This is a genomic window from Streptomyces sp. NPDC003038 (assembly GCF_040611115.1).
Classification (GTDB): domain Bacteria; phylum Actinomycetota; class Actinomycetes; order Streptomycetales; family Streptomycetaceae; genus Streptomyces.
On record NZ_JBEXNN010000009.1, the window covers coordinates 96,563 to 121,387 of the forward strand.

Here is a 24,825-nt window from a genome sequence, read left to right on the forward strand (position 1 = left end):
TCCATGGTCCCACCGGGGAGGCGTCGGCGTGACGGCTCAGGGGTTGAGCTTGTTCACGGCCCTGGTGGTCGTCTTCTTGAAGCCGGCGACCGGGGCGTGGCTCAGGTTGCCCATCTCGCCCCACTGCACGACGGTCACGGTGGACCCGTCGCGTCCGATGCCGTAGAGGTGCACGCCGGGCTCGGAGTCGGGGATGGAGGTGTGCACCCCGTAGACGTGCGCGCCCTCCTCGACGGCGAGGGCCCCGTAGTCCTGCCAGGAGGCCGTACCGCCCGGGGTCGCCCGCAGCCAGTCGGCGGCGCAGGCGGCGACCTCGCGCTCCAGGGCGTCGGCGAGCCGGGCGGCAGCGGAGGCCGACGAGGACCGTACGGAGACCTGCACGGCGCCGGTGTCGAACTCGGTGCCGAAGCGGCGGTGCCAGCTTCCCGTCGTCGGAAGTACGTCCTCCAGGCAGAACGGCGTGGACTCGGGCAGTCCCTGGGTGATCGCGTCCGCGTACCAGGGTGAGGTGGGGTGCGGCGGCAGGTCGGTGCCGTTGATGAACCCGGGCGCGGTGGCGGCCGTGGCGGTGGTCGAGGCGGTGAGGACGAGGGCGGCGGCTGCCGCGAGGAGGGCGGAGGCGAAGGTGGCGGGGGCGGCGGAAGTGACGGAAGTGATGGAAGTGCCGGAGCGTCGGAACATGGTGGGTTCTCCCCGTTCTCGTTCATCGGTGCGTGGGTGTACGTGGGCAACCTTTCCCACGGCCGGGGTATCGGGCGATGGATCGCGGCCGATTCGGGACACTGGAATGTCCGTACGCGCTGCCACCTGGGGGAACACCCCCTGCATGGAACGCAGTCGTGGGACGGGGGAACGCCGTGGGCGCGGGTTCGGGCGGGCACGAACGGGAGGGCGGGCGCGTGGGCGTGGGCGTGGGACAGGAAGGTTCGGGCGAAGGCTTGGGCGAGTCCGAGCGGTTCGCGCGGCTCATGCGGGAGCTGAAGGAGCGTGCGGGGCTGAGTTACGGGGTGCTGGCGCGCAAGCTGCACACGAGTACGTCGACCTTGCACCGTTACTGCAACGGGGAGGCCGTACCCACGCAGTTCGCGGTGGTGGACCGTTTCGCGCGGGTCTGCGGGGCATCGCCCGGGGAGGCGGTGGACCTGCACCGGGCGTGGCTGCTGGCGGACGCGCAGCGGCGGGCGGTGGGCCGGGGCGCCGCCGCGGCGGCCGGGGGCGAGGCCGTCGCGCCGGAACGTGGGGTGGAGGCGGAGGCGGAGGCGGAGGCGGAGGCAAGGGTCGGGGCCGGGGCCGTCGAGCCGGAGCGTGGGGCGGCGGCTCGGCTGCCCTGGTATCGGCGGCGGGTGGCCGCGGTCGCCGCCGCGGGGGTCACGGCTGGAGCGGTGACCGTGGCGGTGCTGGCGGCGGCCGGCCCGGAGCGGCGTACGCCGCAGGCCGGGTCGGTGGCGGGCCCGACGGCGTCGGCCGGTCCGTCGCTGTCGCCTGGTGCATCGTCGTCGGCCGGTCCGTCCGCGTCGGCCGGTGCGTCCGCGGCGGCCGGTGGTTCCGCGTCGAGCCCGGCTCCGTCCCCGGGCGCGCCGCTGCGGGCGGCGGTTCGGTCGCACGTGTGGAACGCGGGCTGCGATCACGCCTACCTCGTGGAGCAGGGCCCGGGAGCGGTGCCCCCGCCGCCCGTGGAGGCCGACGCGCCCGCCTGGGCGGCGGCGCAGCGCGCGGTGCACGCGGGGACCCAGATCGTGGAGGTCACCCTGCACGGTGTGGGCGCGGGCACCGTGGTCCTGGAGGATCTGCAGGTACGGGTGGCCGCGCGGCGCACCCCGCCGCCCTGGAACGTCTACCAGATGTCGCAGGGCTGCGGCGGAGCTCTGACCCCGGCCGGGTTCGCGGTCAATCTGGACGCGCCGCGTCCGCTGGCCCGGCCCGTCGCCGGGAACGACGCCGGGAACCGGGTTCCGGCCCCCGCCTTCCCGCTGCGCGTCTCGGCGGCCGAGCCGGTCGTCCTGCGGGTGGAGGCCGCCACCACGGGCTGTGACTGCGACTGGTCCCTCGACCTGATCTGGACCGGGCCGTCCGGCTCCGGCACCCTGCGCATCGACGACGGCGGCCGGCCGCTGCGCACGGCCGCCTCCGCGGGGCGACCCGTGTACGGCTACGCGACGGAACGGGGCCGCTGGGGGCGCTGACCCGAGTGCTGACCCGAGCGCTGAGCCTAGGCGGAGGATCCGTCCCCGTCCCGGCGTATGCCCAGGTCAGCGGCGTTGTCAGTGGGCGCACCTAGACTCGTCGGCAGAAGAGATCCGCATCGGCCGGAAAGACCGGTCGGCAAGTCGGTCGGGAAGGGGGGGACGCCGTGACCACGCAGCTACAGCACCAGCCTCAGCATCAGTACCAGCCGTCGCAGTCGCCGCCGCAGGCGCACGCACGGGCACTGCTGCGCCACGCCGCCGTCTTCCTGCCCGCGGCCGTGCCCCGGGAGGGGAGGGTCGCCTTCTGGTCGCCCGATGGGGACGTCCTGCCCGATGTGGGCACACCGGGATCGCTGACGGTCGTGCGGCCCCACGGCGACGGGGTCCGCAGCCGGACCGTGCCCGCCGTGACCCTGTCCGTCACCGCCGCCCTGCCGCTGTTCGCGCACGCGCCCCGCAGCCCGGGCGCGCATCCCGCCACCCGGGCATGGGGCACCGCCGCCGCGCAGGCGCTCACCCTGGTCGCCCGTGGCCGGCTGCTCCCCGGGATCACCCCCGACGGCGTCGACGCCTGGCGCGCAGGACCACTGGACGCCGGGGACGTGGACCACCTCCGCGCGATCGCCGCCGCGATGCCGTATGAGGGGTATGCGACCCCCCTCGCCGGCCGCCGCCCGCTTCAGCTGCCCGAACCGGAGGCGCTGCTCCGTTCGTTCCTCGACGCCGTCTCGGACAGCCTGCCCCGTACCCCCGCCGCGCCCGTGGCCGCCGGGCGGCCCTTCGCCGCGCGTGAACCGCAGCGGGTGCCCGGGATGGGGGAGTGGGCCGCGCAGGTCGCAGCCGGCGCCGACACCGGCGTGGGGATCTCGCTCCGGCTCGACCTGTCCTCCTTCCGCCTCTTCGACGAGGCCGAGGAGGACGATGACATCCGGCGAGCGGGGGCCGCCGTCGTCCAGGTGCACAGCCTCGCCGACCCGACACTGATCACGGATGCGGGGCTGCTGTGGGCCGGCGCGGCAGGAGCCGGGTTCGGTCCCCGGGCCCGGATCGACGCCGTGCTCGCGCTGCGCCGGGCCGCGCGCATCTGGCCGCCGCTGCTGCGCCTGCTGGACCAGCCCGCGCCGGACGTCCTCTCCCTGTCGGACCCGGAGCTCGAAGACCTGCTGGGCGTGGCCGCCACCCGCCTGGCGGAGGCCGGGGTCCTGGTCCACTGGCCGCGCGAGCTGGCCCGTACGCTGTCCGCGACCGCCGTCGTACGGTCCACGGCGCCCGGGTCCGCCACCGACGGCACCGCCTTCTTCGACGCGGAGCACCTCTTCGCCTTCTCCTGGGAACTGGCGCTGGGCGGCGACCGGCTCACCCCGGGAGAGATGGACGCGCTCGCGCAGGCCCACCGGCCCGTGGTGCGGCTGCGCGACCAGTGGGTGCGGGTCGATCCGGAGCTCGTGCGCAAGGCCCGCAAGCGGGAGTTGGGCCTGCTGGACCCGGTGGACGCGCTGGCCGCCGTACTGTCGGGGACGGCAGAGGTCGACGGGGAAGCGGTCGAGGCGGTTCCGGTAGGGGCGCTGGCCGCTCTGCGCGAGCGGCTGACGGGCGAGCTCGCCCCGCTGCCGCAGCCCGTCGGACTCAAGGCCACCCTGCGCGACTACCAGGCGCGCGGTCTGGCCTGGCTGGACCTGATGACCTCGCTCGGCCTCGGCGGCTGCCTCGCCGACGACATGGGCCTGGGCAAGACCGTCACACTGATCGCGCTGCACCTGCACCGGGACCGCCCCGAGCCGACGCTCGTCGTGTGTCCGGCGTCGCTGCTGGGCAACTGGCAGCGCGAGATCGAGAAGTTCGCCCCCGGCACGCCCGTGCGCCGCTTCCACGGCGGCAGCCGCAGCCTCGACGGCCTGGCCGGCGGCTTCGTGCTGACCACGTACGGGACGATGCGCGCCAGCGCCCCCCAACTGGCCGAGCGGAGCTGGGGCATGGTCGTCGCCGATGAAGCGCAGCACGTCAAGAACCCTCATTCGGCGACGGCGAAGGCCCTGCGCACGGTTCCGGCGCCCGCCCGGGTGGCCCTGACCGGTACCCCGGTGGAGAACAACCTCTCCGAGCTGTGGGCCCTGCTCGACTGGACGACGCCCGGGCTGCTGGGCCCGCTCACCGCCTTCCGCGCCCGCCACGCCCGCCCGGTGGAACACCAGCAGGAGGAGGACGGCGGCAATGAGGCGGCCGTCGCCCGACTGGCCGCTCTCGTACGGCCGTTCCTGCTGCGGCGCAAGAAGTCCGACCCCGGCATCGCGCCGGAGCTGCCGCCGAAGACGGAGACCGACCACCCGGTCTCCCTGACCCGCGAGCAGGCCTCGCTCTACCAGGCCGCGGTGGACGAGACGATGGCCGTGATCGAGGCGAGCGAGGGCATCGAGCGGCGTGGCATGATCATGAAGCTGCTGGCGTCGCTCAAACAGATCTGCAACCACCCGGCGCAGTATCTGAAAGAGCACGAGGTGAAGGGGGAGCAGCCCCGCATCGCCCACCGCTCGGGCAAGCTGGCCCTGCTGGACGAGCTCCTGGACACGATCCTGGCCGAGGGCGGCTCGGTGCTCGTCTTCACCCAGTATGTGACGATGGCCCGCCTCATCGAGCGGCACCTGTCCGACCGCGGGATCTCCCACCAACTCCTGCACGGCGGGACGCCGGTGCCGCGCCGCGAGGAACTGGTGGACCGCTTCCAGGCGGGCGAGGTCCCCGTCTTCCTGCTCTCCCTGAAGGCGGCGGGCACCGGGCTGAATCTGACCCGGGCCGGACATGTCATCCACTTCGACCGCTGGTGGAACCCGGCCGTCGAGGAGCAGGCCACCGACCGCGCCTACCGGATCGGCCAGACCCAGCCCGTCCAGGTGCACCGGATCATCGCCGAAGGCACCGTGGAGGACCGGATCGCCGAGATGCTGGAGGCGAAGCGGGCCCTGGCCGATGCCGTCCTCGGCTCCGGCGAGTCGGCGCTCACCGAGCTGACCGACCGCGAGCTGGCCGACCTCGTGTCCCTGCGGAGGCCCGCATGATCACCGCGCGGGACGACCGCCGCCGCACCTTCGAGACCGTGCCCCCCGGGGTGGAGGCGGTGAGCTGGTGGGGCCGGGCCTGGGTGGCGGCGCTGGAAGAGGCCTCCCGTGACGCGGCCCGCCTGGCCCGGGGCCGTCTGTATGCCGCCGAGGGCCACGTCGATGCCGTCACCGTCACGCCCGGCAGGATCGTGGCGTACGTCCGGGGCAGCCGGGCCCGCCCGTACCGCACGGAGCTGGTCCTGCCCGCCTTCGCGGACGCCGAGTGGGGGGACCTGCTGGAGGCGATGGCGGCCGATCCCGCGGCGCTTGCCGCCCTGCTGGAGCGGGAGGTCCCGCAGAGCCTCGCGGAGACGATCCTGCCCGGCGTGGGTGAGCTCGTCCCGCACTGCTCCTGCCCGGACTTCGGGCGTCCGCCGTGCAAGCACGCGGCGGCCCTCTGCTACCGGGCGGCCCGCCTCCTCGACGAGGACCCCTTCGTCCTGCTGCTCCTGCGCGGCCGGGGAGAACGGGAGCTCCTCGAAGAGCTCGCCCGCCGCAATGCCGCCCACGCCGCACGCGAACAGCCCGACACCGCCCCGGACTTCCCCGGCGTCCCGGCCCGCGCGGCGCTCGCCCGGACCAGCCTGCCGCTGCTGCCCGCGCCGCTCGCCGCACCCGCCGCCGCGGGGCTCCCGCCCTCCTACCCGGGCGACCCCGCCGCCCCGGACCCGCTGGCCCTGGACCAGCTCGCCTCCGACGCCGCCGCCCGCGCTCTCGCCCTTCTCACCACGGCCGAGGACCCGATCGCCGGGCTGTCCCTGTGGCAGGACGCCGTCCGGCTGGCCTCCGCGCACGCCACGGCGGGCCTCACCGGCGCGGCCCGCACCCTCTACCGGGATCTGGCCCGCGCCACCGGCCGCACCACCACCGACCTTGCCCGCGCCGCCGCGGCCTGGCGCCAGGGCGGCCGTGCCGCCCTCGCCGCCCTGGAGGAGCCCTGGGACCCCCCGGCCGGCCCCTTCGACCGGGCCCGCCCGGCGCTCCTCGCGGCTGCCCAGGGCTCCTTCCGCCCCGACCGCAACCGCCTCACGGCGAGCACCCGCCAACTCCGCCTCGGCCGCGACGCCCTCTGGTACGCCTACGAATCCCGCCCGGACGACGACGACTGGTGGCCGACCGGCCGCCCCTCCTGCGACCCGGTCACCGCGCTGCTGCACTGATCTCGGTCGCCCAGCGGGTCAGGGTGAGGAAGTCCCGGTCGCGCAGGCCGCGACGGGGGTGGATGCGCAGGAGGAGCGCCGGGGCCGGATGGTGGGCGGCGATCCAGGCGCGGTCGCGGGGATTGATCATGTCGTCGACCCAGGCGAAGGGGCGGCCCGCCGCCCACTCCAGGAGGGGGCGGGTCTTCCAGGAGAGGCCGTCGGGGTCGTGGGCGAAGAGTTCCGGCCATTCGATGACAGGAAGATCACCGGTAAGTCCTATGTGCGGGGCGATCATCGTGTTGGCCTCGTGCATCCAGGTCGTGGCCCAGGCGAGATCGAAGGGCAGAGCCTCCAGCCGGGCGCCGTGGGACGGGTGGAGGCGGACCCGCAGGCCGCGCCGAGCACTCCGGGAATCGGGGGCGCGGCGGGACATCCAGATGGCCGGACGCATGCGGTGGCTGGTGTAACCGTGCAGGCCGGCGAGGGGGGACCGGAAGGGGTTGAGAGGGCCGTCCACGTCAAGGAGGAGCAGCGGGCGCGGGGAGCGATCGGTCATGAAATAGGCAGTACCCAGTACACGATGGAGTGAAATGCCTACCGGCTCTATAACCCGAATGGGTTCAGCGCGTTGTTTCCGGTGCGGGTGCAACACCCGTGAACTCCTCCGGAAGGCGAGAAACTGATGCGTCACAGTCGTCGGAATGGCTTGATCGCGGCGATCGTTGCGGGAGGTGGGCTGGCGGTCGCGGGTGTCGGCGGATTCGCCTACGCCGATGCGGACGCGAGCGCAGCGGCCGAGGGCTCGCCGGGGCTGCTCTCCGGGAATCTGGTGCAACTGCCCGTGCACACCCCGGTCAATGTGTGCGGCAACACCGTGAACGTGATCGGCCTGCTGAACCCGGCGGCCGGCAACCGCTGTGCCAACGAGGCGCCGAGCGGTGGCGGCCACCCGGGGCCGAGGCCCTCGCAGCCGTCGTCACAGCCGTCGAAACCGGGCGGCGGCAACGGCGGGGGAGCCGTGGCCGACGGGCGCGGAAAGGATTCGCCGGGGCTGCTCTCCGGCAATGGGCTCCAGCTCCCGATCGACGTGCCCCTCAACGTCAGCGGCAACGCGGTGAGCGTCGTCGGGGTCGGCAACGGCTCCAGCGGCAACACCTCCGTCAACGGCCCGGTGCCCAGCGGCGAAAAGCCGACGCAGCCGCCCGTCATCGAGCAGCCGAAGGCCCCGACGGTCCCGCCGGCGCCGCCGCGGCACACCTCGGCCCTGGCCCAGACCGGCGCCGACGGCGTCGGCTACCTGCTGCCCGGTGGTGGAGCGCTGCTGCTCGGCGGTGTGCTGCTCTACCGCCGGTTCCGCCTCAATTAGCGCTCCCCGTACGCCACCCGTCCAGGATCGCGTCGATCTGCGCGGACAGGCGGGCCCGGGCGGCGAACCGCGGGATACCCGCCATCAGCAGGGCGTCGTACTCGGTGTCGGTGTGCCGCACGGCGGCTCGTACCGCCACCGAGACGGCCAGTTCGTCCAGGGCCCGGCCGGCCGCGCTGCGGCCCACCCGGCCGCTGCCGCGCACCGAGGCATGAGTGGCGATGGCCAGCGCCCGATCGGCCGGACACCCGGGGAACAGCCGCCGTATCTCGGCGGCGAAGGCCGCCGTGAAACGGGTGTCCTCGGCCGCGCGGCGCAGCCGGGCGCGCTCGCGGCGCCGGGCCCGCGCCTCGGCGTCCAGGAGACAGGCGCGCTCCGCGCGGGCCAGGGCGGTCTCCTCGACCAGGAGCCCCTGACGCTCGTAGCGGCGGCGGCGTTTGTGGAAGCGGACGACGACGGCGGAAAGTGAACTGGCCTCGCGGGCCCGGCGGGTGAGCGCGGCATCGCCGCGCGGGAGGTAGACCAGATGTCCCAGATCGGCGCAGTCCAGGCAGCGCGGCACACCCGCCTCGCGGACGAGGTGCCGCAGCGGGCCCTGTCGGCACTCCGCGCAGTGGATCTGCTTCAGCGACTCGAAGACCACGAGGCTCATGCAGAGGTGATACCGCCGCAGGGGCCGCATATCACCTGGTGGGGAGCGGCAGGTGATGTTTCACAAATTCTTCCCGGATGGCTTGATGTCCTTCTACGGTGGCTCAAGTGGACGATGATCGGTCCACAGAGGAGGGCTCATGAGTGTGCGGCAGGCGACGGTTGACCGGCTCGCGAGGGCTGGTGTCGCCGCGGGCGGCGTGGGGCGGGAGATAGTCATCGCGCCGGGTGCTTGCACCGGATGGCACTACCACCGGGTCCAGCTCGACGCGGTCGTCAGGTCGGGGACGCTGACACGGGTCCTGCACGACAGCACGGTCGAGGTACACGCGGCCGGCACCACCTTCGTGGAGCCCGCGGGAGTTCTGCACACCCACCTGGGCCACAACCTCGGCACCGAGCCGGTCGTGCTCTACGTGACTCCGCTCCTTCCCGAGGGCACTCCCTTCTCCATACCCACCCCGGCCCCGCCGGGCGTCACACCGGCGATCTGCCGTGAGCACGCTTCATGAGCCCTCCGGGAACCGGCGCCCGCCGTCCCGGCCCCGCCTCCGCCGGGCGCATTCACAGCACTCACAGCACTCACAGCACTCACACCAGGCGGCGTATCTCCCCGCGCACGCGGTAGAAACCCCCTGAGGCCGCGTGCAGCCCGTCCACCACATAGCGGGCGCCGGCCTCCCGGATCCCACGCGGGAACTGCACGTTCCAGGAGGAGTCGAAGCCGCCCGACACCACCTGCACCCGCATCCGGCCACCCTGCTGGACGCACTCCACGACCACCGCGCCCGCGGGCGCCGCGGCCACCGAGACCGTCGCCACCGCCGAGGCCGAAGCGGCCGGCGTGTACACGGGCAGGGCCGCCGCTGATTTCACGTCCATCGGCGCCGGCACCGAGCCCTGCTGGGCGGCGGCGATCGCCGCCTCGCTCGCGTCCACGCAGACCAGCGAGCCGTCCGTCGTGACCAGGTACAGCCGCTCCTCCAGGTACTGCATCGACAGCGCGGCCCCGCTGCCCGTGCCCAGCTTCCACAGCCGCCGTCCGTCGGCATCGAAGCAGTACACCGAGGAGGCGAGGTCGCCGGCGAAGACGTGCCTGCCGTCCGGGGAGGTCGCGCACGAATACACCGCCGCGTCGCACCGGTACGAGGCCTCGACCGCGCCGGTGGCCTTCGACAACCGCTGCACGGTGTTGCGCCCGGTGCCCGCATACACCGCGTCGTCCTCCTGCCAGCCGAACAGCACCGAACCGTTCGTCGCCGTGTGCCACAACTGCCGCCCCCCGTCCGGGGCGTAGGCCGTGACGCCCTGGCTGTGCCCGTGGTAGACCGCCCGCTCGTCCGCCCGGACCATCCAGGCGTTGGAGCCGGCCGACCGCCGCGACCACTGGAACTCGTCCTCGTGGTCGATGACCGTCAGGCCGCCGCTGCGGTCGGACACATTGAGCACGCCCTCGCGGATGTCGAGCCAGAAGATGTCCACGTCCGCCGCGATGTCGTAGGCCCCGAAGGGCACCTTCGACGACAGGTCGTACACCGTGCCGTCGTCGCAGCCCGCGTATATCCAGAACTCGTCCGCCACCAGGCACTTCACCCCGTCCGGCAGCGAGTACCGGGCCAGCACCTCACCGCCGTGGCTCAGCGTGTAGACATCACCCGCCTGGTTGCCGACCCAGCAGCGGTCCTCGTCCACATGGATCCCGAAGGCCGAGGATCCGGTACGGAAGCGCCACAGCACCGGAGCGACCGCCCGTGCCGTGGACGGCGCCGAGGTGACCTGGCGGCGGGTCACCGAGCGGGCGGCGCGCTGCCCGCGCACGGCCGGGGCGTACCCCTTGCGCACCTTCTCCCCGATCTTCTTCGCGGCGGCCGCCCGCGCCTTGTCGGCGGTGGGGAAGGAGGAGTTCTGCAGCTGGCCGTCCGCGCCGATGCGCCCGTACCGCACCGAGACGGCCGTGCCGTCGACCGTCACCTCGTAGAACTTGTGCGCGCCGCCGTCGTCCTGCGACAGCTCCAGATACGTCGTCTCCCGAGCCATGACAGACCCCTCCCCAAAGGCCGGGCCACCGGCTTCCGTCCGCCGGTGTTCCCTCGTAAAAGACGCTAAGGGTCCCCACTGACAATGAGATCGTGCAGCTCGAAGCGATCACATGGCAGCGAATGGCCGAGCGGCTCGCCGGTCACCTCGACGACCGCGAGGCGGCCCGCGAGACGGCCCGCGAGGCCAACCGCGAGGCCGCCCCCGGCCAGGACATCTGGCAGCGGGTGGGCATCGACGGCGCACCGGCCGCCGACACCGGTGTCCTCGCCGGGCATCTCGCCGACGCGCTGCGCGTGCGCGGCCGTTCGGTCCTGGTCGTCCCGGCCGAGGGTTTCCTGCGGCCGGCCTCCCTCCGCTACGAGTACGGCCGCCAGGACGTGGACTCGTACCTCAGCGGCTGGTACGACACGGCCGCGCTCTGGCGCGAGGTGTTCGGCCCGACGGACCCCGGTGGGACCGGACGCGTGCTGCCCGACCTCTGGGATCCGGTGACCGACCGGGCGACCCGCAGCCCGTACACCGAACTCCCGCCCGGCGGCGTGCTCATCGTGTACGGCCCGCTGCTGCTGGGCCACTGGTTCCCCTTCGACCTGAGCGTCCACATCCGGCTCTCCCCGGGGGCGCTCGCCCGCCGCACCGAGGAGTCCGCGCGCTGGACCCTGCCCGCCTTCGCGCGCTACGAGGCCGACACCGACCCGGCTTCGATCGCCGACGCGCTGGTCAGGGCCGACGACCCGCGCCATCCGGCTTGGACCGGAATCCGCCGGTCACCCGGCGGGCCTGCCTGAGGACGCACGCTCGTCCCGCCGCCCGTCCCGCCGGTCCGGGAGCGGCCGGCCCACGGCGCCGACTGCCGGCCCCAGTCCCGGCCCGACCGGTCCCACCGGCCCGGCCCAGGCCCGCCCGGCCGGCTCCGCCGCGCGCCGACGTGATGACCGGCGGGCGGGTCCTAGGGTCTGCCGCCCAGCCGGGTGACCGCCAGCGCGGCCGCCCGGCATCCGGCGCGGGCGGCCTCCGCCGGGTCCGCGCCCGCCAGCCGGGCCGCGAGGAACCCGCCGGTGAACGCGTCGCCCGCGCCCGTGGAGTCCACCGCCTCGGCCGCTTCGGCGGCGACCTCGGCGGTGACCCGGCCGTCCTCGGCGATCAGTGCCCCGGCCGCGCCCCGGGTCACCACCACCAGAGGCACCCTCCGGCTCAGCTCCGCCGCGGCGCGCGCCAGCCCGGCCGGCTCCGGCAGTCCGGTCAGCAGCCGCGCCTCGTCCTCATTCGGCAGCAGTACGCCGGCCCCCGCGACGGCATCGAGGAACCGCCGCGGACCCAGAGCGGCCAGGAAGCCGGCCGAGGCGGGATCCACGCTCACCGGCACCCCCCGGGTGCGGGCCGCCCGTAGCGCGACCCGGGCCAGTTCCCGACTGCTGTCGGCGAAGAACAGGTAACCGGAGAGGTGGAGATGGGCCACTCCATCGAGCAGGGACGGCGTCCAGTCGGCGGGGCAGAGCCGGAGCGCGGCGCCGCTGTCGGTCAGGAAGGTCCGCTCCGCGTCCTTGCCGACCAGCGCGACGACCGTCCCGGTCGGCTCCTCCGGGTCGATCACCAGCCGCGGGCACACCCCCGCTTCGAGCAGCGCCCGCTCGTGCCACCGCGCCGATTCGGCGCCCACTCGCGCGAGGAGCCGTACCTCCGCGGAGCCCGTACGGGCCGCCCAGCACGCTGCGTTGGCTCCGGCGCCGCCCGGGAGGGTACGGATGCGGGCGGCCGTGTCGGTGGCCGGCGTCAGGGGCTCCGGATGCACCGCCACCACGTCCGTCACCACGTCGCCGACGACGAGCAGGGCCCCGGGCGCGGACCCGGCGCCCGCCTTGAACCCGGCGCCCGCCTCCGCGCCTGCGCCCGCTTCCGCGCCTGCGCCCGCTTCCGCGCCTGCGCCCGCCTGCGCCCCGGCCCCCTCGCCCGCCCCGGCTCCCGCACCGCTCGCGCCCCCCGCTCCGGTCACGGACGCGCCGCCCAGGCCTCCGCGATCCGGGCCCCGAGCCGCACGTTGCCCCGTACCGCGGCCAGGTTGGCCTCCAGCGAGGCCCCGGCGGTGGCCCGTACCAGGAACCCCAGCAGGAACGGTGTCACCGCCTGCCCCGTGATCCCCCGCTCCCGGCAGGCGGCGAGGGCCTCGGCCAGCACCCGGTCGTGCAGTTCCGGATCCAGCTGCTCGTCCTCGGCCACCGGATTGGCCACCAGGAGCGCCGAATCGGCGCCCCCCAGCTCGTCCTGAGCGGCCATCACCGCGGCGACCTCCTCCGGCCGGTGGACGGTCCAGTCCACCGGCTCACCGGAATCTGCCAGGTAGAAGCCGGGGAAACGTTCCGTCCCGTAGCCGAGCACCCCCACCCCCAGGGTCTCCAGCCGCTGCAGCGTGGCCGGCACGTCCAGGATCGACTTCACTCCCGCGCACACCACCGTGATCCGCGTCCGTGCCAGCAGAGACAGATCCGCCGACTCGTCCTGCGTCTGCGCCCACTCCCGGTGTACGCCGCCCAGTCCGCCCGTGGCGAAGACCCGCAGGCCGGCCCGGGCGGCCAGGAAGGCCGTCGCGGACACCGTCGTCGCCCCGGTCGCCCCCGTCGCGAGCGCGGGTGCCAGATCGCGGTGGCCGAGTTTGCGTACGCCCTCGCCGCCCGCGATCCGCTCCAGCTGCGCCTTGTCGAGGCCCGCGTACGCCACCCCGTCCACGACCGCGATCGTCGCCGGAACTGCGCCCTCCGCCCGGACCAGCGCCTCCAGTTCCCCACCCACCGCCAGATTCCGGGGGCGGGGAAGGCCGTGCGCGATGATCGTCGACTCCAGGGCCACCACGGGGCGCCGCCTGGCGAGTGCCTCGCGTACCTCGTCCGACAGGACCGGGACCTCAGATGCTGTGTGCTGTGACATGTCCCCATCCATGGCACCGGATCCGCGCCTCCAAACCCGCTCCCGCCACACCCGTCCCCACGTCCCCGCCCGTCCGGGGAGCGTTCCCCGTCGACACGCGCGGTCTTGGCGCCGGTCGCGCAGACACCGGTACCCGGAACGCACCGGCGGTGACCAGACCGCCGCGCCTGCGGGCACCGCGGTGTCCGTACGCCCCGGTTCCGCCTGCGTCCTCCGGGAGGGTGACAAGACGACCTGGACTGGACCGTGCACGACGCGCTCCGCAAGGTCTGCCAGATCAGCTGCTGACGCCCTTCCCGGGCAGAGGGTGCCGGCGAGCGGTGAACAGGGCGAGCGCCGCCATCGGCAGCAGCAGCGCGGCGCCGATCGCGTTCAGCCAGCCGTAGCCCGCCTGGGACATGACCAGACCGGAGGCCGCGCCGCCCACGCCCGCCGCCGTGTTCATGGTCAGGTCGCTCAGCCCCTGTACGGCGGCCCGTGCGGGCTGCGGCACCGAATCGGTCAGCAGCGCGGAGCCGGCCACCAGCCCGGCGGACCAGCCGAGGCCGAGCAGGAACAGGCCGAGCGCGCTCTGGCCGTGGTTCGGCCCGGCGGTACCGGCCAGCAGGGCGGCGACCGAGAGGAGTCCGGCGGCCAGACCGATCACCGACAGCCGGCCGATCCGGTCGGCGAGCCAGCCCATGACGGGCGAGAAGGCGAACATGCCGGCGATGTGCCCGCTGATCACGAGGCCGATGAGTTCCAGCCCGGCGCCGTGGTGGCCGAGGTCGACCGGGGTCATCACCATGATCGACACCATGGTGGTGTGGGACACCGCAACCGTGACCAGGGCGAGCCGGGCCCGCGGCGAGGCCTTGACCGCGGCCAATCCGGCGCGCAGCGAGCGTCCCTCGCGGGTCTGCTCCTCGGGCGCGGCCAGCGCCCGGGCCGTCAGGAGCGGGTCCGGCCGCAGAAGTACGGCGAGCAGCGCGGCGGTGAGCAGGAAGATCACGCCGGCCCACACGAAGGGGCCCGCCGTCTCGGGTATGGACGTCCCCGCGAAGCCGTGACTGGCCGGGGCGGAGAGGTTGGGCCCGAGCACCGCACCGATGGTGGTGGCCCACACGACGACGGAGATCGCCCGTGCCCGGTGGTCCGGGGCGGCGAGGTCGGCGGCGGCGAAGCGGCACTGGAGGTTGGCGGAGGAGGCGGCGCCGAAGGCGGCCATGCCGAGCAGCAGCAGCGGGAAGTTCTCCACGACGGCGGCGAGCACGACGAGGGCGGCTCCGGCCGCGCCGATCACGTACGCGAGGACCAGTCCGGGACGGCGGCCACGGGCGGTCATCAGGGCGGCGAGGGGCAGGGAGAGCAGCGCGGTGCCGATGACCGAGGCCGTGGAAGCGAAGCCGGACAAGGCCTCGGTGCCGCTGACCTGGGTCGCGAGCACGGGGGCCAGGGCGATGCTGATGGGCACGCCGAGGCCGCCGAGTATCTGGCTGGCTATGAGAACGCCGGAGGTGCGGCGCCGCAGTCGGGGGAGATCTGCGAGAGCGATCGGCGGAGCCGGCCGGTCCGTGCCGGGCGAGGCGGTCACGCGCCGCACTCCTTCCGGCGGTGCGGTGCGCGAACGGGCGCGGTGGGGCCGCAGGCGGCGGCAGCAGTAGTCACCGCAGCAGTTTCCCACCCCTTACCGCGCGGCGGAACCGAGAATCGGGGACGGATCGCGGCCCACCCCGAGCCGAGCCGAACCGGCCGCGGCCTCGGTCGACCCCGTCCGGCCTCGTCCGGCCTCGTCACCCCGCGGCCCGGCAGCGGCTGACCGTGACGCAGCCCGGGGCCGGGCCGTCGGCCCCGCCGTCCCGCCCGGCACCTCCCGCAACACGAGGCAGGCACCGCGACCCGGCCACCGCGGCCCAAGGCCACCGGGTCCGTTCAGAACAGTGGCTGTGGAAGGACGCCTTCCAGCGCCAGCAGCAGCCGCTTCGTTTCCACCCCGCCGCCGAAGCCCCCGATCCCGCCGTCGTTCTCCACGACCCGGTGGCAGGCCACCACCAGCGGCAGAGGATTCGACCCCATGGCGTTGCCCACCGCCTGGGCCGCGCCGGGCTGGCCGACGCGGGCGGCCAGCTCCCCGTACCCGACGACCGCTCCATACGGCACGGAACGGTCGAGCTCCCGCAGGACCTGCCGGTTGAAGCCGGAGCTGAGCCGCCAGTCCAGCGGCAGCTCGAAGCGCCGGAGCGAACCGGCGAAGTAGGCGGCGAGCTGGCGTATCGGCTCGGCCAGCAGGACTTCCTCGCCCGGAGCCGGCCGCCGGGCGTCGGCGCCGAGGCGGGAGACGAGCGGGCCGATCATCGCCTCGACCCGCGCCGGCTCGGCATGGAACTCGACCCGGACCAGACCCTCGGGGGTCGCGGCCAGGAGCAGGGGGCCGATGTCGCTCGCGACGACGGTCCATTCGAGGTGCGGCCCGCGGGGCCGCTCGGTGCTGTCCACCCGTCCACCGTACGGCGAGGCACGGACAACCCGAGCCCCGCCGAACGACGCCGACCCCGCCGACCCCCACCGGACGACGCCGACCCTGCCGAGCCGCGGCGGAGGCGACGCCGACCCGCGCCGAACGACGGCGACCGGTGGCCGACCTCATCACCACATCACCACATCACCCCGCTCAGGAACCGCCGACCGCCTCCCGGATCACGTCCGGTGCGTTCGTGATGATCCCGTCCACGCCCATGTCCCGCACCTTCCGGGCCGTCGCCTTGTCGTCGACGATCCAGGTGTCCACCTCCATGGCCTTGCCGTGGGCCCCCCGCAGACCGTGCACCGCCGCCACCCACTCGGCCGAGATCGTGGTGTGCCACGGATTGATCCGGTCGGTGAACCGCGCGTACGCCGGCAGGTCCGCCACCGCCGGGGTGCCCAGGAAGGCCGTCACGAGGTCAGGGTGCAGGTCGTGCACGATGCGCACGCTGTCGGCGCTGAAGCTCTGCACGACCAGGCGGTACGCCACATGGTCCTCATCGAGCCAGCCCGCCTGCTCCAGCACCCGCAGGGTCTGCTGCTCGATCCCCGGGTAGAGCTCAGGCTTCTTGATCTCCAGCAGCAGCCGCTGCTCGTTGCGCTCCACCCGGTCGAGGTACTGGCGCAGGGTCGGTACCCGGGCGCCCGCGTACCCCTCGCCGAACCAGCTGCCCGCGTCCAGGAGGGAGATCTCCGCCGCCGTGAAATCCCTGACCCGCCAGGGCCTGCGGTTCGGGAACACCGTTTCGACGTCGGTGGTCCGGGCCAGGGTGTCGTCGTGGATCACCACCAGCTCGCCGTCCTTGGTGCGCTGGACGTCGTTCTCGACCCAGGTGAAACCCATCAGCATCGCGAGGTCGACCGCGGTGAGGGTGTTCTCCGGAGCGTAGGCGGAAGCCCCCCGGTGGGCGTACACGACGGGCCCTGTCAGCCCGCCCGAACCGGCGGCGGCACCCGAAGCGGCAGCGGCGGTGCCCGAACCGGCGGCGGCCGTGCCGGCGGCCCCGCCCAGCACGGTGAGGGTGAGCCCAAGGACGGCGGCGGCGGCCGCGGCGACGGGTCGGATGTACATGTGCGTTCTCCTCGGGTCGTGAGCCCTGCTCCTGGCCTCAAACGGGCCCGGGACGGCAGACGTTGCGGCAGACGTTGCGGCGGGTAAGCGAAGGCGCCGGCGCTCAGGGCGCCGGCGCCGTCGGTTCCGGGATCCGGGATGTGGACGATGCACCACCGCGATCATGGGGGTGAAGATCACCCGGCCGCCACCGAACTACGACAAACGGACCAGGGCGCGCCCACCCCCGGGTATCGGGCCGTGCGGATGCGTGAGTGTCAGTGGAGGGTCGTACGGTTGACTCATGCGGCCCGTATCGAAGATCGAACGCACGGTGGCGCCTTTCGAGGTCGTCAGCCCCTACCAGCCCAGCGGCGACCAGCCGGCGGCCATCGCCGAGCTGGAGAAGCGCATCCGTGCAGGTGAGAAGGATGTCGTCCTGCTCGGTGCGACCGGCACCGGCAAGTCGGCGACCACCGCCTGGATGATCGAGAAGCTCCAGCGCCCCACCCTGGTGATGGCACCGAACAAGACGCTCGCCGCCCAGCTGGCGAACGAGTTCCGCGAGCTCCTGCCGAACAACGCCGTCGAATACTTCGTCTCGTACTACGACTACTACCAGCCCGAGGCGTACGTACCGCAGTCGGACACGTACATCGAGAAGGACTCCTCGATCAACGAGGAGGTGGAGCGGCTGCGCCACTCCGCGACCAACTCGCTCCTCACCCGGCGGGATGTGATCGTCGTCGCCTCCGTGTCCTGCATCTACGGCCTGGGCACCCCGCAGGAGTACGTCGACCGGATGGTCTCCCTCAAGGTGGGTGAGGAGATCGACCGGGACCAGCTGCTGCGGCGCTTCGTCGACATCCAGTACACGCGCAACGACGTGGCCTTCACCCGCGGCACCTTCCGGGTGCGCGGCGACACCATCGAGATCTTCCCGGTCTACGAGGAACTGGCCGTCCGCATCGAGATGTTCGGCGACGAGATCGAGGCCCTCTCCACCCTGCACCCGCTGACGGGCGAGGTCATCAGCGAGGACCGCGAGCTGTACGTCTTCCCCGCCAGCCACTACGTCGCCGGCCCCGAGCGCATGGAGAAGGCGATCGCCGGCATCGAAGCGGAGCTGGCCGAGCGCCTCGCCGAGCTGGAGAAGCAGGGCAAGATGCTGGAGGCCCAGCGGCTGCGCATGCGCACCACCTACGACCTGGAGATGATGCGGCAGATCGGGTCCTGCTCCGGCATCGAGAACTACTCGCTGCACATGGACGACCGCGAGCGCGGCTCCGCGCCCAACACGCTCATCGACTACTTCCCGGAGGACTTCCTCCTCGTCATCGACGAGTCCCACGTCACCGTGCCGCAGATCGGCGCGATGTACGAGGGCGACGCCTCGCGCAAGCGGACGCTGGTCGACCACGGTTTCCGGCTGCCGTCGGCGCTGGACAACCGGCCCCTCAAGTGGGAGGAGTTCCAGGAGCGGATCGGCCAGACCGTCTACCTGTCGGCCACCCCCGGCAAGTACGAGCTCTCGCGCGGCGACGGCTTCGTCGAGCAGATCATCCGCCCCACCGGACTCATCGACCCCGAGGTCGTCGTCAAGCCGACCGAGGGCCAGATCGACGACCTGGTCCATGAGATCCGCCAGCGCGTCGAGAAGAACGAGCGGACCCTCGTCACCACCCTGACCAAGAAGATGGCCGAGGACCTCACGGACTACTTCCTGGAGCTCGGCATCCAGGTCCGCTACCTGCACAGCGACGTGGACACCCTGCGCCGCATCGAGCTGCTGCGCGAACTGCGGGCCGGCGAGTACGACGTACTGGTCGGCATCAACCTGCTGCGCGAGGGCCTCGACCTGCCCGAAGTGTCGCTGGTCGCGATCCTCGACGCCGACAAGCAGGGCTTCCTGCGCTCCGGCACCTCGCTGATCCAGACCATCGGCCGAGCGGCGCGCAATGTCTCCGGCCAGGTCCACATGTATGCGGACACCATCACTCCGGCGATGGCGCAGGCGATCGACGAGACCAACCGGCGCCGGGAGAAGCAGGTCGCGTACAACACGGCCCACGGGATCGATCCGCAGCCGCTGCGCAAGAAGATCAACGACATCGTCGCCACGATCGCCCGCGAGGAGCTCGACACCGAGGAGCTCCTCGGCACCGGCTACCGGCAGGCGAAGGACGGCAAGGCGGCCAAGGCTCCGGTGCCGGCGCTCGGGGGCAAGGCGGCCGCACACGGCAAGGCAGCCGCCAAGGGGGCCAAGGGGGCCAAGCCCGCCGAGGTGCTCACCGACCGGCCCGCCGCGGAACTGGCCGCTCTCATCGAGCAGATGACCGAACGCATGCGCGGTGCCGCGGCGGAGCTGCAGTTCGAGGTGGCGGCCCGGATCCGGGACGAGGTGAGCGAGCTGAAGAAGGAGCTGCGGCAGATGAAGGAAGCGGGCCTCGCCTGACGTGGGGCCGGTCAGTAGGGTTGGGGTACGGCCGCAGGTACACGCTGCGCACCCGTCAATGGGGCGGGCTATGGAGAGGGGACAGCGCGTGACGGTCAACATGACCAAGGGTCAGGCCATCAATCTGCAGAAGGCGGATGGGGGCACGCTGACCGCGGTCCGGATGGGCCTCGGCTGGCAGGCGGCGAAGCGCCGCGGATTGTTCGGCTCGCGGACCCGGGAGATCGACCTCGACGCGTCGGCGGTGCTCTTCGCCGACAAGCAGCCCGTGGACGTCGTCTTCTTCCGGCACCTGCAGAGCGACGACGGCTCCGTCCGGCACACCGGTGACAACCTCGTCGGCGGTGTCGGCCAGGGCGGGGACGACGAGGCGATCCTCGTCGACCTCCAGCGCGTGCCGGTCCACATCGACCAGATCGTCTTCACGGTGAACTCGTTCACCGGCCAGACGTTCCAGGAAGTGCAGAACGCGTTCTGCCGCATCGTCGACGAGACCAACGGCCAGGAGATGGCCCGCTACACCCTCGACGGCGGCGGTCAGTACACCGCGCAGATCATGGCGAAGGTGTCCCGCGTGGGCGCCGGCTGGCAGATGACGGCCCTGGGCAACCCGGCCAACGGCCGCACGTTCCAGGACCTGATGCCGGCGATCCTGCCGCACCTGTAAACAGCTTCACCGGTTCGGATTCACGCGGTTCGGATTCACGCGGTACGGAACAAGAGAAAAGGCACGGGGGAGGGGCTGCACGATGACGGCCGAACTGGTCCGGGGGCAGAACCACCCCGTGTCCCACAGCCGGGTGGAGGTCAGGGTCTCGGCGGGCACACCCGTGCTCGCCCTGGCCTCGTTCGCCGACGGGCAAGGCCGGTTCTCCGGCCGCGAGGTACTCGCCCACCCGGGCGCACGGTCCCTCCCCGGGGTGCGGACGCCCGGGGAGGCCGCCGGCCGGCACACCTTCGCCGTCGACCTCGAAGCCGTCACACAGGACGTCCACCGCGTCGGCGTGCTGCTCGTCCTGCCGCCCGGCGGCCCGGTGAACTTCGGTGCGGTCCCGGCCTCGTACGTGGCGGTGGCCGACCCGGAGGGCGCCGAGCTCGCCGGGTACACCCTGACCGGACTGGACGCCGAGACCGCCGTGGTGGCCCTGGAGCTGTACCGGCGCCAGGACGCCTGGAAGGTCCGGGCCGTGGGCCAGGGGTATGCCGGGGGCCTCGGAGCCCTGCTGGCCGACGGCGGAATGGCCGCGGCCGACGCCACCGTGCTGGCCGCCGCCGCGCTGCACACCGCCGCGCAGGCGGCGAGCGCGCGTCCGGCCCCGGCCAGCCCGGCACCGACCTCGTCACGCGGTCCGCACGCCCCGCAGGACGCCACCGCGGCGGCTCCGGCCCTCGCCGCGCCGAGCGCCGCCCCCGCGACCGGGGGCGCCGGCGCCGGTTCCCCGCCCACCCTCAGCTACGTGCACCCGAGCCGCCGCCGCACCAGCACCGAGCCGCCCGAACCGGCCCCGCAGGCGGCCCCTCCGCCCCAGCCGGGCCTGCCCCCGACGCCCGTCGCCGGAGACGCCGGCGGCTGGTCGATGGAGGAGCGGCTCTACAACCAGGTCTGGGGCATGTTCGAGGACCTGGCCCGCTCGGTCGCGGCCTACCGCAGCGCCGTCGACTTCGCCGACTCCCGCATGGACCGTGAGCTCGACGAGGTCCTGTCCGACCCGCGCCACCGCCTCGGCGGCTCCGGCAACGCCGCCCGCGACAACGCCCGGGCCCGCCGCGACGAGCTTGCCGCGCAGGCCAAGGCCGTCCTCGACCGGGATCTCGCCCAGCTGACCGCCGAGTGCGAGGTGGTCGAGCCCGCGCTGCCGGCCTCGTACGCCCGGTGGGACAACCCCGTGTGGCACGGCCACCGGACGCCCGGCGAGAGCCCCCTGGCCCTGCGCCTCGGGGACCTCCACCTGCCCGAGCGGCCCGGTCTGCGCATCCCCATGCTGGTCCGGGTCCCGCTGGAGCGCGGCCTGTGGATCGACAACGGCCGTACCGGCTCCGAGGCCGCTATGACCATGGACACCGACCGGCTGCGCCGCGCCGCCATGGACATGGCCGTCGCGCTCGCCGTGCGGCTGCTCGCGGTCCATCCCGGCGACCGGTTCTCCGTCCACGTCATCGACGCGGCCGGCGCAGGCTCGGCCTCCCTGGCGCCGCTCGTCCGCGCCGGGGTGCTGGCCGGGCCGCCCGCCGCCGGGGCCGGGGGCGTCACCCGGACGCTGGCGGACCTGACCCGGCGGGTGGACCTCGTACAGATGGCGCTGCGCGCCGGTGCCCCGGAGGATCTGCCGCCGGATGTGGACACGGCCGAGCAGCTGCTGATCGTGCACGACTTCCCGCACGGCTTCGACGACGGCGCGGTCACCCGGCTGCGCTATCTGGCCGACGAGGGTCCGGCCGTCGGCGTGCACCTGCTGATGGTCGCGGACCGTGACGAGGCCTCGGCCTACGGGCCGCTGCTGGACCCCCTGTGGCGTTCGCTCATGCGGCTGTCGCCGGTTCCGGACAGCCACTTGGCCGATCCGTGGGTCGGCCACGCCTGGACCTTCGAGCCCGACCTGCCTCCACAGGGCAGCCGGGTCCTGGACCAGGTACTGGACCGGGTGGCGGAGGCGCGGCGTACGGCGCGCCCGTGAAGCAGGGGCAGGTCAGGGGCAGAGGCGTCCTGACCTCTCCCTGACCAGTCCTTGGGCATCCCTTTACCTTCGGGGGGTCCGGCCGGTACCCTGTGAGCGCGGAGGGGAGTATTCCTGCTTTCCTGCTACGGCGTACCCGTCAATACGGACTGCAACTGGTCCCGGGGCGTCGGCCCACGGCCTCCTGGCCGCCCGGGTGGAAGAGACCTCCGGCAGCGATGACGCTGACGAAGTGCTGAGCCATCTGCCGGAGGCATCTCAACCGTGGACGTTTCGTGGACCCTGTGGGCCCTGACCATTCTTGGTCTGACCCTTCTCATCGGCGCCGATTTCTTCATCGGCCGCAAACCGCACGACGTATCGATCAAGGAAGCGGGCACCTGGACGGTCGTCTGGATCGTCCTCGCCGTACTCTTCGGCCTCGGCCTGTGGTTCTTCGGTAACGGCCAGGCCTCCCAGGAGTTCTTCGCGGGCTTCATCACCGAGAAGTCCCTGAGCGTGGACAACCTGTTCGTCTTCGTCCTGATCATGGCGAAGTTCGCGGTGCCCTCCCACCTCCAGCAGCGCGTACTGCTCGTGGGTGTGCTGATAGCACTGGTGCTGCGCGCGATCTTCATCGCGGCCGGCGCCGCGATCATCGCCAGTTTCTCCTGGGTCTTCTACATCTTCGGCGCGTTCCTGATCTACACCGCGTGGAAGCTGATCCAGGAGGCGCGTAAGGACGAGGAGGAGGACGAGTTCGAGGAGAACCGTCTCCTCAAGTCCGTGGAGAAGAAGTTCGGCGTCGCCGACAAGTACCACGGCACCAAGCTCTTCATCCAGAACAACGGCAAGCGCGTCCTGACCCCGCTGATGGTCGTCATGCTCGCCATCGGCACCACCGACGTGCTGTTCGCCCTGGACTCGATCCCCGCGATCTTCGGCCTCACCCAGGACCCGTACATCGTCTTCACCGCCAACGCCTTCGCCCTCATGGGTCTGCGCCAGCTGTACTTCCTCATCGGCGGCCTGCTCAAGAAGCTGGTCCACCTCAGCTACGGCCTGTCGGTCATCCTCGGCTTCATCGGCGTCAAGCTCGTGCTGCACGCCCTGCACGAGTCGGGGGTGCACGTCCCGGTGATCTCCATCCCGGTCTCCCTCGGCGTCATCTGCGGTGTCCTGGTGATCACGACGATCACCAGCCTGATCGCCTCGAAGAGGCAGGCGGCCGCCGAGGCCGCCGCCCGCCCGGAGAGCATCGACGCGTAACCGGTACGCGTCACCCGTACGCGCACCGGCGCTACGGAGCCACGCGCTACGCGGGGGCGGCCGCTTCGGCCGCCCCCGTCCCCGTGTCCGCGGCCGGCCGCTTCCCCACCACCACCGGACTGGTCTCCGGCAGCAGCGCGAAGCAGCCCAGGCTGACCAGCGCGATCGCGCTCAGGTACACCGCGACGCCCCACGGCGGACCGGACCCGTCCGCCAGCGCCGTCGCCACGATCGGAGTCAGCGCCCCGCCCAGAACGCCGCCCAGGTTGTAGCCGACGGCCGCGCCCGTGCAGCGGATCCGCGGCGGGTACAGCTCCGGCAGGTACGCGCCCACCACCGCGAACATCGTCACCATCCCCAGCAGGGCGCCGACGAAGCCCAGCGTCATCAGCATGGGGTCGGCCGTACGCAACAGCGCCACCAGCGGGAACATCCACAGCGCGCAGGCCGCGCAACCGGCCAGGCACAGGGGCCGCCGGCCGTGGCGGTCGCCGAGCACCGCCACCAGCGGAGTCACCAGGCCCTTGAGCGCGACCGCCGTCATGATGCAGGCCAGCATCACCGTGCGGTCCACGGCGAGGCGTTCGGTGGCGTACGCGAGGGACCAGGTGGTCACCGTGTAGAAGACGGCGTACCCCACGGCCAGCGCGCCCCCGGTCAGCAGGAGCAGCCGCCAGTGGCCGCGCACGACCTCGGCCAGCGGGGCATCGGCCCGGCGCCCGGTCTCGGCCAGCGCGCGGAACTGTGGGGTCTCCTCCACCGAGCGGCGCAGCCACAGCCCGGCAAGCGCCAGCAGCCCGGCCGCCCAGAACGGCACCCGCCAGCCCCATGAGGTGAACTGGGCATCGGTCAGCGTGGCGGACAGCGCCAGGATCATGCCGTTGGCCAGCAGGAAGCCCACGGCCGGACCGATCTGCGGAAAACTCGACCACAGGCCGCGTCGCCGCTCGGGGGCGTGCTCGGCGGTCAGCAGTACCGCGCCGCCCCACTCACCGCCGAGCCCGAGGCCCTGCAGGAAGCGGAGCAGGAGCAGCAGGGCCGGGGCGGCCGCGCCGATCGAGGCGTACGTCGGCACGCAGCCGACGGCCACCGTGGCGAGGCCGGTGAGCAGCAGGGAGCCGAGGAGTACCGGGCGACGGCCGTAGCGGTCGCCGATGTGGCCGAAGACCGCCGAACCCAGCGGGCGGGCCAGGAAGCCGACGCCGAAGGTGCCGAAGGCGGCGAGGGTCCCGGCGAGCGGGGAGAAGGAGGGGAAGAAGAGCGGGCCGAGCACGAGGGCGGCGGCCGTGCCGTAGATGAAGAAGTCGTAGAACTCGATGGCGGTTCCGGCGAGCGAGGCGGAGGCGAGCCGCAGCATGCCGGGCCGACGGGACCCGGCGGCCTCGGCGGACGCGGCGGCCTCGGTGGACGCGGGGGAAGCGGGGGAGCCGGAGACGGGGCGGGAGGGGGGATCTTGTTGCATGGTGCAGCAGATACCCCCTCCCCGGCCCCC

At 73.1% G+C, this 24,825-nt stretch carries 19 protein-coding genes and 1 pseudogene; 10 read left to right on the forward strand and 10 right to left on the reverse strand.

The window, feature by feature from the left end; genetic code table 11:
* Positions 1–36: 36 nt before the first annotated feature.
* The gene (locus ABZX75_RS14340; RefSeq protein ID WP_355410460.1) at positions 37–681 is read right to left on the reverse strand and encodes a hypothetical protein; all 645 of its coding nucleotides are present in this window, start codon (positions 679–681) and stop codon (positions 37–39) included.
* Between the two features lie 257 nt (positions 682–938).
* On the opposite strand from ABZX75_RS14340, the gene ABZX75_RS14345 reads away from it, so the two are divergent.
* The 3 genes from ABZX75_RS14345 (at position 939) to ABZX75_RS14355 (ending at position 6,441) form a co-directional block, all read left to right on the forward strand.
* Positions 939–2,183, forward strand: a complete 1,245-nt coding sequence (locus tag ABZX75_RS14345; protein ID WP_355410461.1) for a helix-turn-helix transcriptional regulator — start codon at positions 939–941, stop codon at positions 2,181–2,183.
* A 245-nt stretch (positions 2,184–2,428) separates the two neighbouring features.
* The gene (locus tag ABZX75_RS14350) at positions 2,429–5,239 is read left to right on the forward strand and encodes a DEAD/DEAH box helicase (protein WP_355410596.1); all 2,811 of its coding nucleotides are present in this window, start codon (positions 2,429–2,431) and stop codon (positions 5,237–5,239) included.
* Positions 5,236–6,441 carry an SWIM zinc finger family protein gene (locus ABZX75_RS14355; RefSeq protein WP_355410462.1) on the forward strand — a complete coding sequence of 402 codons (1,206 nt, stop codon included), beginning with the start codon at positions 5,236–5,238 and terminating at the stop codon, positions 6,439–6,441. Before ABZX75_RS14350 ends, ABZX75_RS14355 begins: the two co-directional genes overlap by 4 nt.
* Here the strand turns inward: ABZX75_RS14355 and ABZX75_RS14360 are convergent.
* The gene (locus tag ABZX75_RS14360; RefSeq protein ID WP_355410463.1) at positions 6,422–6,979 is read right to left on the reverse strand and encodes a hypothetical protein; all 558 of its coding nucleotides are present in this window, start codon (positions 6,977–6,979) and stop codon (positions 6,422–6,424) included. The two genes, ABZX75_RS14355 and ABZX75_RS14360, sit on opposite strands and share 20 nt — an antisense overlap.
* A 126-nt stretch (positions 6,980–7,105) precedes the next feature.
* Between ABZX75_RS14360 and ABZX75_RS14365 the strand changes: the two genes are divergently transcribed.
* Positions 7,106–7,789 (forward strand): chaplin, encoded by a 684-nt coding sequence (locus ABZX75_RS14365; protein WP_355410464.1) that lies wholly within the window; start codon positions 7,106–7,108, stop codon positions 7,787–7,789.
* On the opposite strand, the gene ABZX75_RS14370 is transcribed toward ABZX75_RS14365, so the two are convergent.
* Positions 7,782–8,441 (reverse strand): DUF2293 domain-containing protein, encoded by a 660-nt coding sequence (locus tag ABZX75_RS14370; protein WP_355410465.1) that lies wholly within the window; start codon positions 8,439–8,441, stop codon positions 7,782–7,784. The two genes, ABZX75_RS14365 and ABZX75_RS14370, sit on opposite strands and share 8 nt — an antisense overlap.
* A 205-nt stretch (positions 8,442–8,646) precedes the next feature.
* Here ABZX75_RS14370 and ABZX75_RS14375 point away from each other — a divergent pair.
* Positions 8,647–8,952, forward strand: a pseudogene (locus tag ABZX75_RS14375) (cupin domain-containing protein); the annotation flags it as partial.
* A 79-nt stretch (positions 8,953–9,031) separates the two neighbouring features.
* Here ABZX75_RS14375 and ABZX75_RS14380 read toward each other — a convergent pair.
* Positions 9,032–10,477 carry a WGR domain-containing protein gene (locus tag ABZX75_RS14380; protein WP_355410466.1) on the reverse strand — a complete coding sequence of 482 codons (1,446 nt, stop codon included), beginning with the start codon at positions 10,475–10,477 and terminating at the stop codon, positions 9,032–9,034.
* 92 nt (positions 10,478–10,569) lie between these two features.
* On the opposite strand from ABZX75_RS14380, the gene ABZX75_RS14385 reads away from it, so the two are divergent.
* Positions 10,570–11,268 carry a uridine kinase gene (locus ABZX75_RS14385; RefSeq protein WP_355410467.1) on the forward strand — a complete coding sequence of 233 codons (699 nt, stop codon included), beginning with the start codon at positions 10,570–10,572 and terminating at the stop codon, positions 11,266–11,268.
* Positions 11,269–11,429: 161 nt separating this feature from the next.
* Here the strand turns inward: ABZX75_RS14385 and ABZX75_RS14390 are convergent, their stop codons facing one another.
* From ABZX75_RS14390 to ABZX75_RS14410, 5 genes are all read right to left on the reverse strand, one after another.
* Complete coding sequence (locus ABZX75_RS14390) at positions 11,430–12,311, reverse strand: PfkB family carbohydrate kinase (RefSeq protein WP_355410597.1); 882 nt, start codon at positions 12,309–12,311, stop codon at positions 11,430–11,432.
* A 158-nt stretch (positions 12,312–12,469) separates the two neighbouring features.
* Positions 12,470–13,402 carry a pseudouridine-5'-phosphate glycosidase gene (locus ABZX75_RS14395; protein WP_355410468.1) on the reverse strand — a complete coding sequence of 311 codons (933 nt, stop codon included), beginning with the start codon at positions 13,400–13,402 and terminating at the stop codon, positions 12,470–12,472.
* A 277-nt stretch (positions 13,403–13,679) separates the two neighbouring features.
* Entirely contained in the window at positions 13,680–14,975 is a 1,296-nt protein-coding gene (locus tag ABZX75_RS14400) for an MFS transporter (protein WP_355410469.1), read from the reverse strand.
* 338 nt (positions 14,976–15,313) lie between these two features.
* A complete protein-coding gene (locus ABZX75_RS14405) occupies positions 15,314–15,877 on the reverse strand; it encodes a methylated-DNA--[protein]-cysteine S-methyltransferase (RefSeq protein WP_355410470.1) in 564 nt (187 codons plus the stop codon).
* Between the two features lie 175 nt (positions 15,878–16,052).
* Complete coding sequence (locus ABZX75_RS14410) at positions 16,053–16,976, reverse strand: glycerophosphodiester phosphodiesterase family protein (protein WP_355410471.1); 924 nt, start codon at positions 16,974–16,976, stop codon at positions 16,053–16,055.
* A 283-nt stretch (positions 16,977–17,259) separates the two neighbouring features.
* On the opposite strand from ABZX75_RS14410, the gene uvrB reads away from it, so the two are divergent.
* The 4 genes from uvrB to ABZX75_RS14430 all read left to right on the forward strand — a co-directional run bounded on the left by uvrB (position 17,260) and on the right by ABZX75_RS14430 (position 23,333).
* The gene (uvrB, locus tag ABZX75_RS14415; RefSeq protein ID WP_355410472.1) at positions 17,260–19,410 is read left to right on the forward strand and encodes an excinuclease ABC subunit UvrB; all 2,151 of its coding nucleotides are present in this window, start codon (positions 17,260–17,262) and stop codon (positions 19,408–19,410) included.
* Positions 19,411–19,498: 88 nt separating this feature from the next.
* Entirely contained in the window at positions 19,499–20,077 is a 579-nt protein-coding gene (locus tag ABZX75_RS14420) for a TerD family protein (RefSeq protein WP_355410473.1), read from the forward strand.
* 82 nt (positions 20,078–20,159) lie between these two features.
* Positions 20,160–22,085, forward strand: coding sequence for a TerD family protein (locus tag ABZX75_RS14425; RefSeq protein WP_355410474.1), 1,926 nt, complete (start codon positions 20,160–20,162; stop codon positions 22,083–22,085).
* A 264-nt stretch (positions 22,086–22,349) separates the two neighbouring features.
* Positions 22,350–23,333, forward strand: a complete 984-nt coding sequence (locus ABZX75_RS14430; protein ID WP_355410475.1) for a TerC family protein — start codon at positions 22,350–22,352, stop codon at positions 23,331–23,333.
* Between the two features lie 46 nt (positions 23,334–23,379).
* On the opposite strand, the gene ABZX75_RS14435 is transcribed toward ABZX75_RS14430, so the two are convergent.
* Complete coding sequence (locus tag ABZX75_RS14435; protein ID WP_355410598.1) at positions 23,380–24,690, reverse strand: MFS transporter; 1,311 nt, start codon at positions 24,688–24,690, stop codon at positions 23,380–23,382.
* Positions 24,691–24,825: the final 135 nt, after the last annotated feature.

Coding starts and splice junctions, on each gene's coding strand:
- ABZX75_RS14365 (WP_355410464.1), top strand. CDS start 7,106: ATGCGTCACAGTCGTCGGAATGGCTTGATCGCGGCGATCGTTGCGGGA.
- ABZX75_RS14410 (WP_355410471.1), bottom strand. CDS start 16,976: ATGTACATCCGACCCGTCGCCGCGGCCGCCGCCGCCGTCCTTGGGCTC.
- ABZX75_RS14355 (WP_355410462.1), top strand. CDS start 5,236: ATGATCACCGCGCGGGACGACCGCCGCCGCACCTTCGAGACCGTGCCC.
- ABZX75_RS14380 (WP_355410466.1), bottom strand. CDS start 10,477: ATGGCTCGGGAGACGACGTATCTGGAGCTGTCGCAGGACGACGGCGGC.
- ABZX75_RS14340 (WP_355410460.1), bottom strand. CDS start 681: ATGTTCCGACGCTCCGGCACTTCCATCACTTCCGTCACTTCCGCCGCC.
- ABZX75_RS14395 (WP_355410468.1), bottom strand. CDS start 13,402: ATGTCACAGCACACAGCATCTGAGGTCCCGGTCCTGTCGGACGAGGTA.
- ABZX75_RS14425 (WP_355410474.1), top strand. CDS start 20,160: ATGACGGCCGAACTGGTCCGGGGGCAGAACCACCCCGTGTCCCACAGC.
- ABZX75_RS14435 (WP_355410598.1), bottom strand. CDS start 24,690: ATGCTGCGGCTCGCCTCCGCCTCGCTCGCCGGAACCGCCATCGAGTTC.
- ABZX75_RS14360 (WP_355410463.1), bottom strand. CDS start 6,979: ATGACCGATCGCTCCCCGCGCCCGCTGCTCCTCCTTGACGTGGACGGC.
- ABZX75_RS14370 (WP_355410465.1), bottom strand. CDS start 8,441: ATGAGCCTCGTGGTCTTCGAGTCGCTGAAGCAGATCCACTGCGCGGAG.
- uvrB (WP_355410472.1), top strand. CDS start 17,260: ATGCGGCCCGTATCGAAGATCGAACGCACGGTGGCGCCTTTCGAGGTC.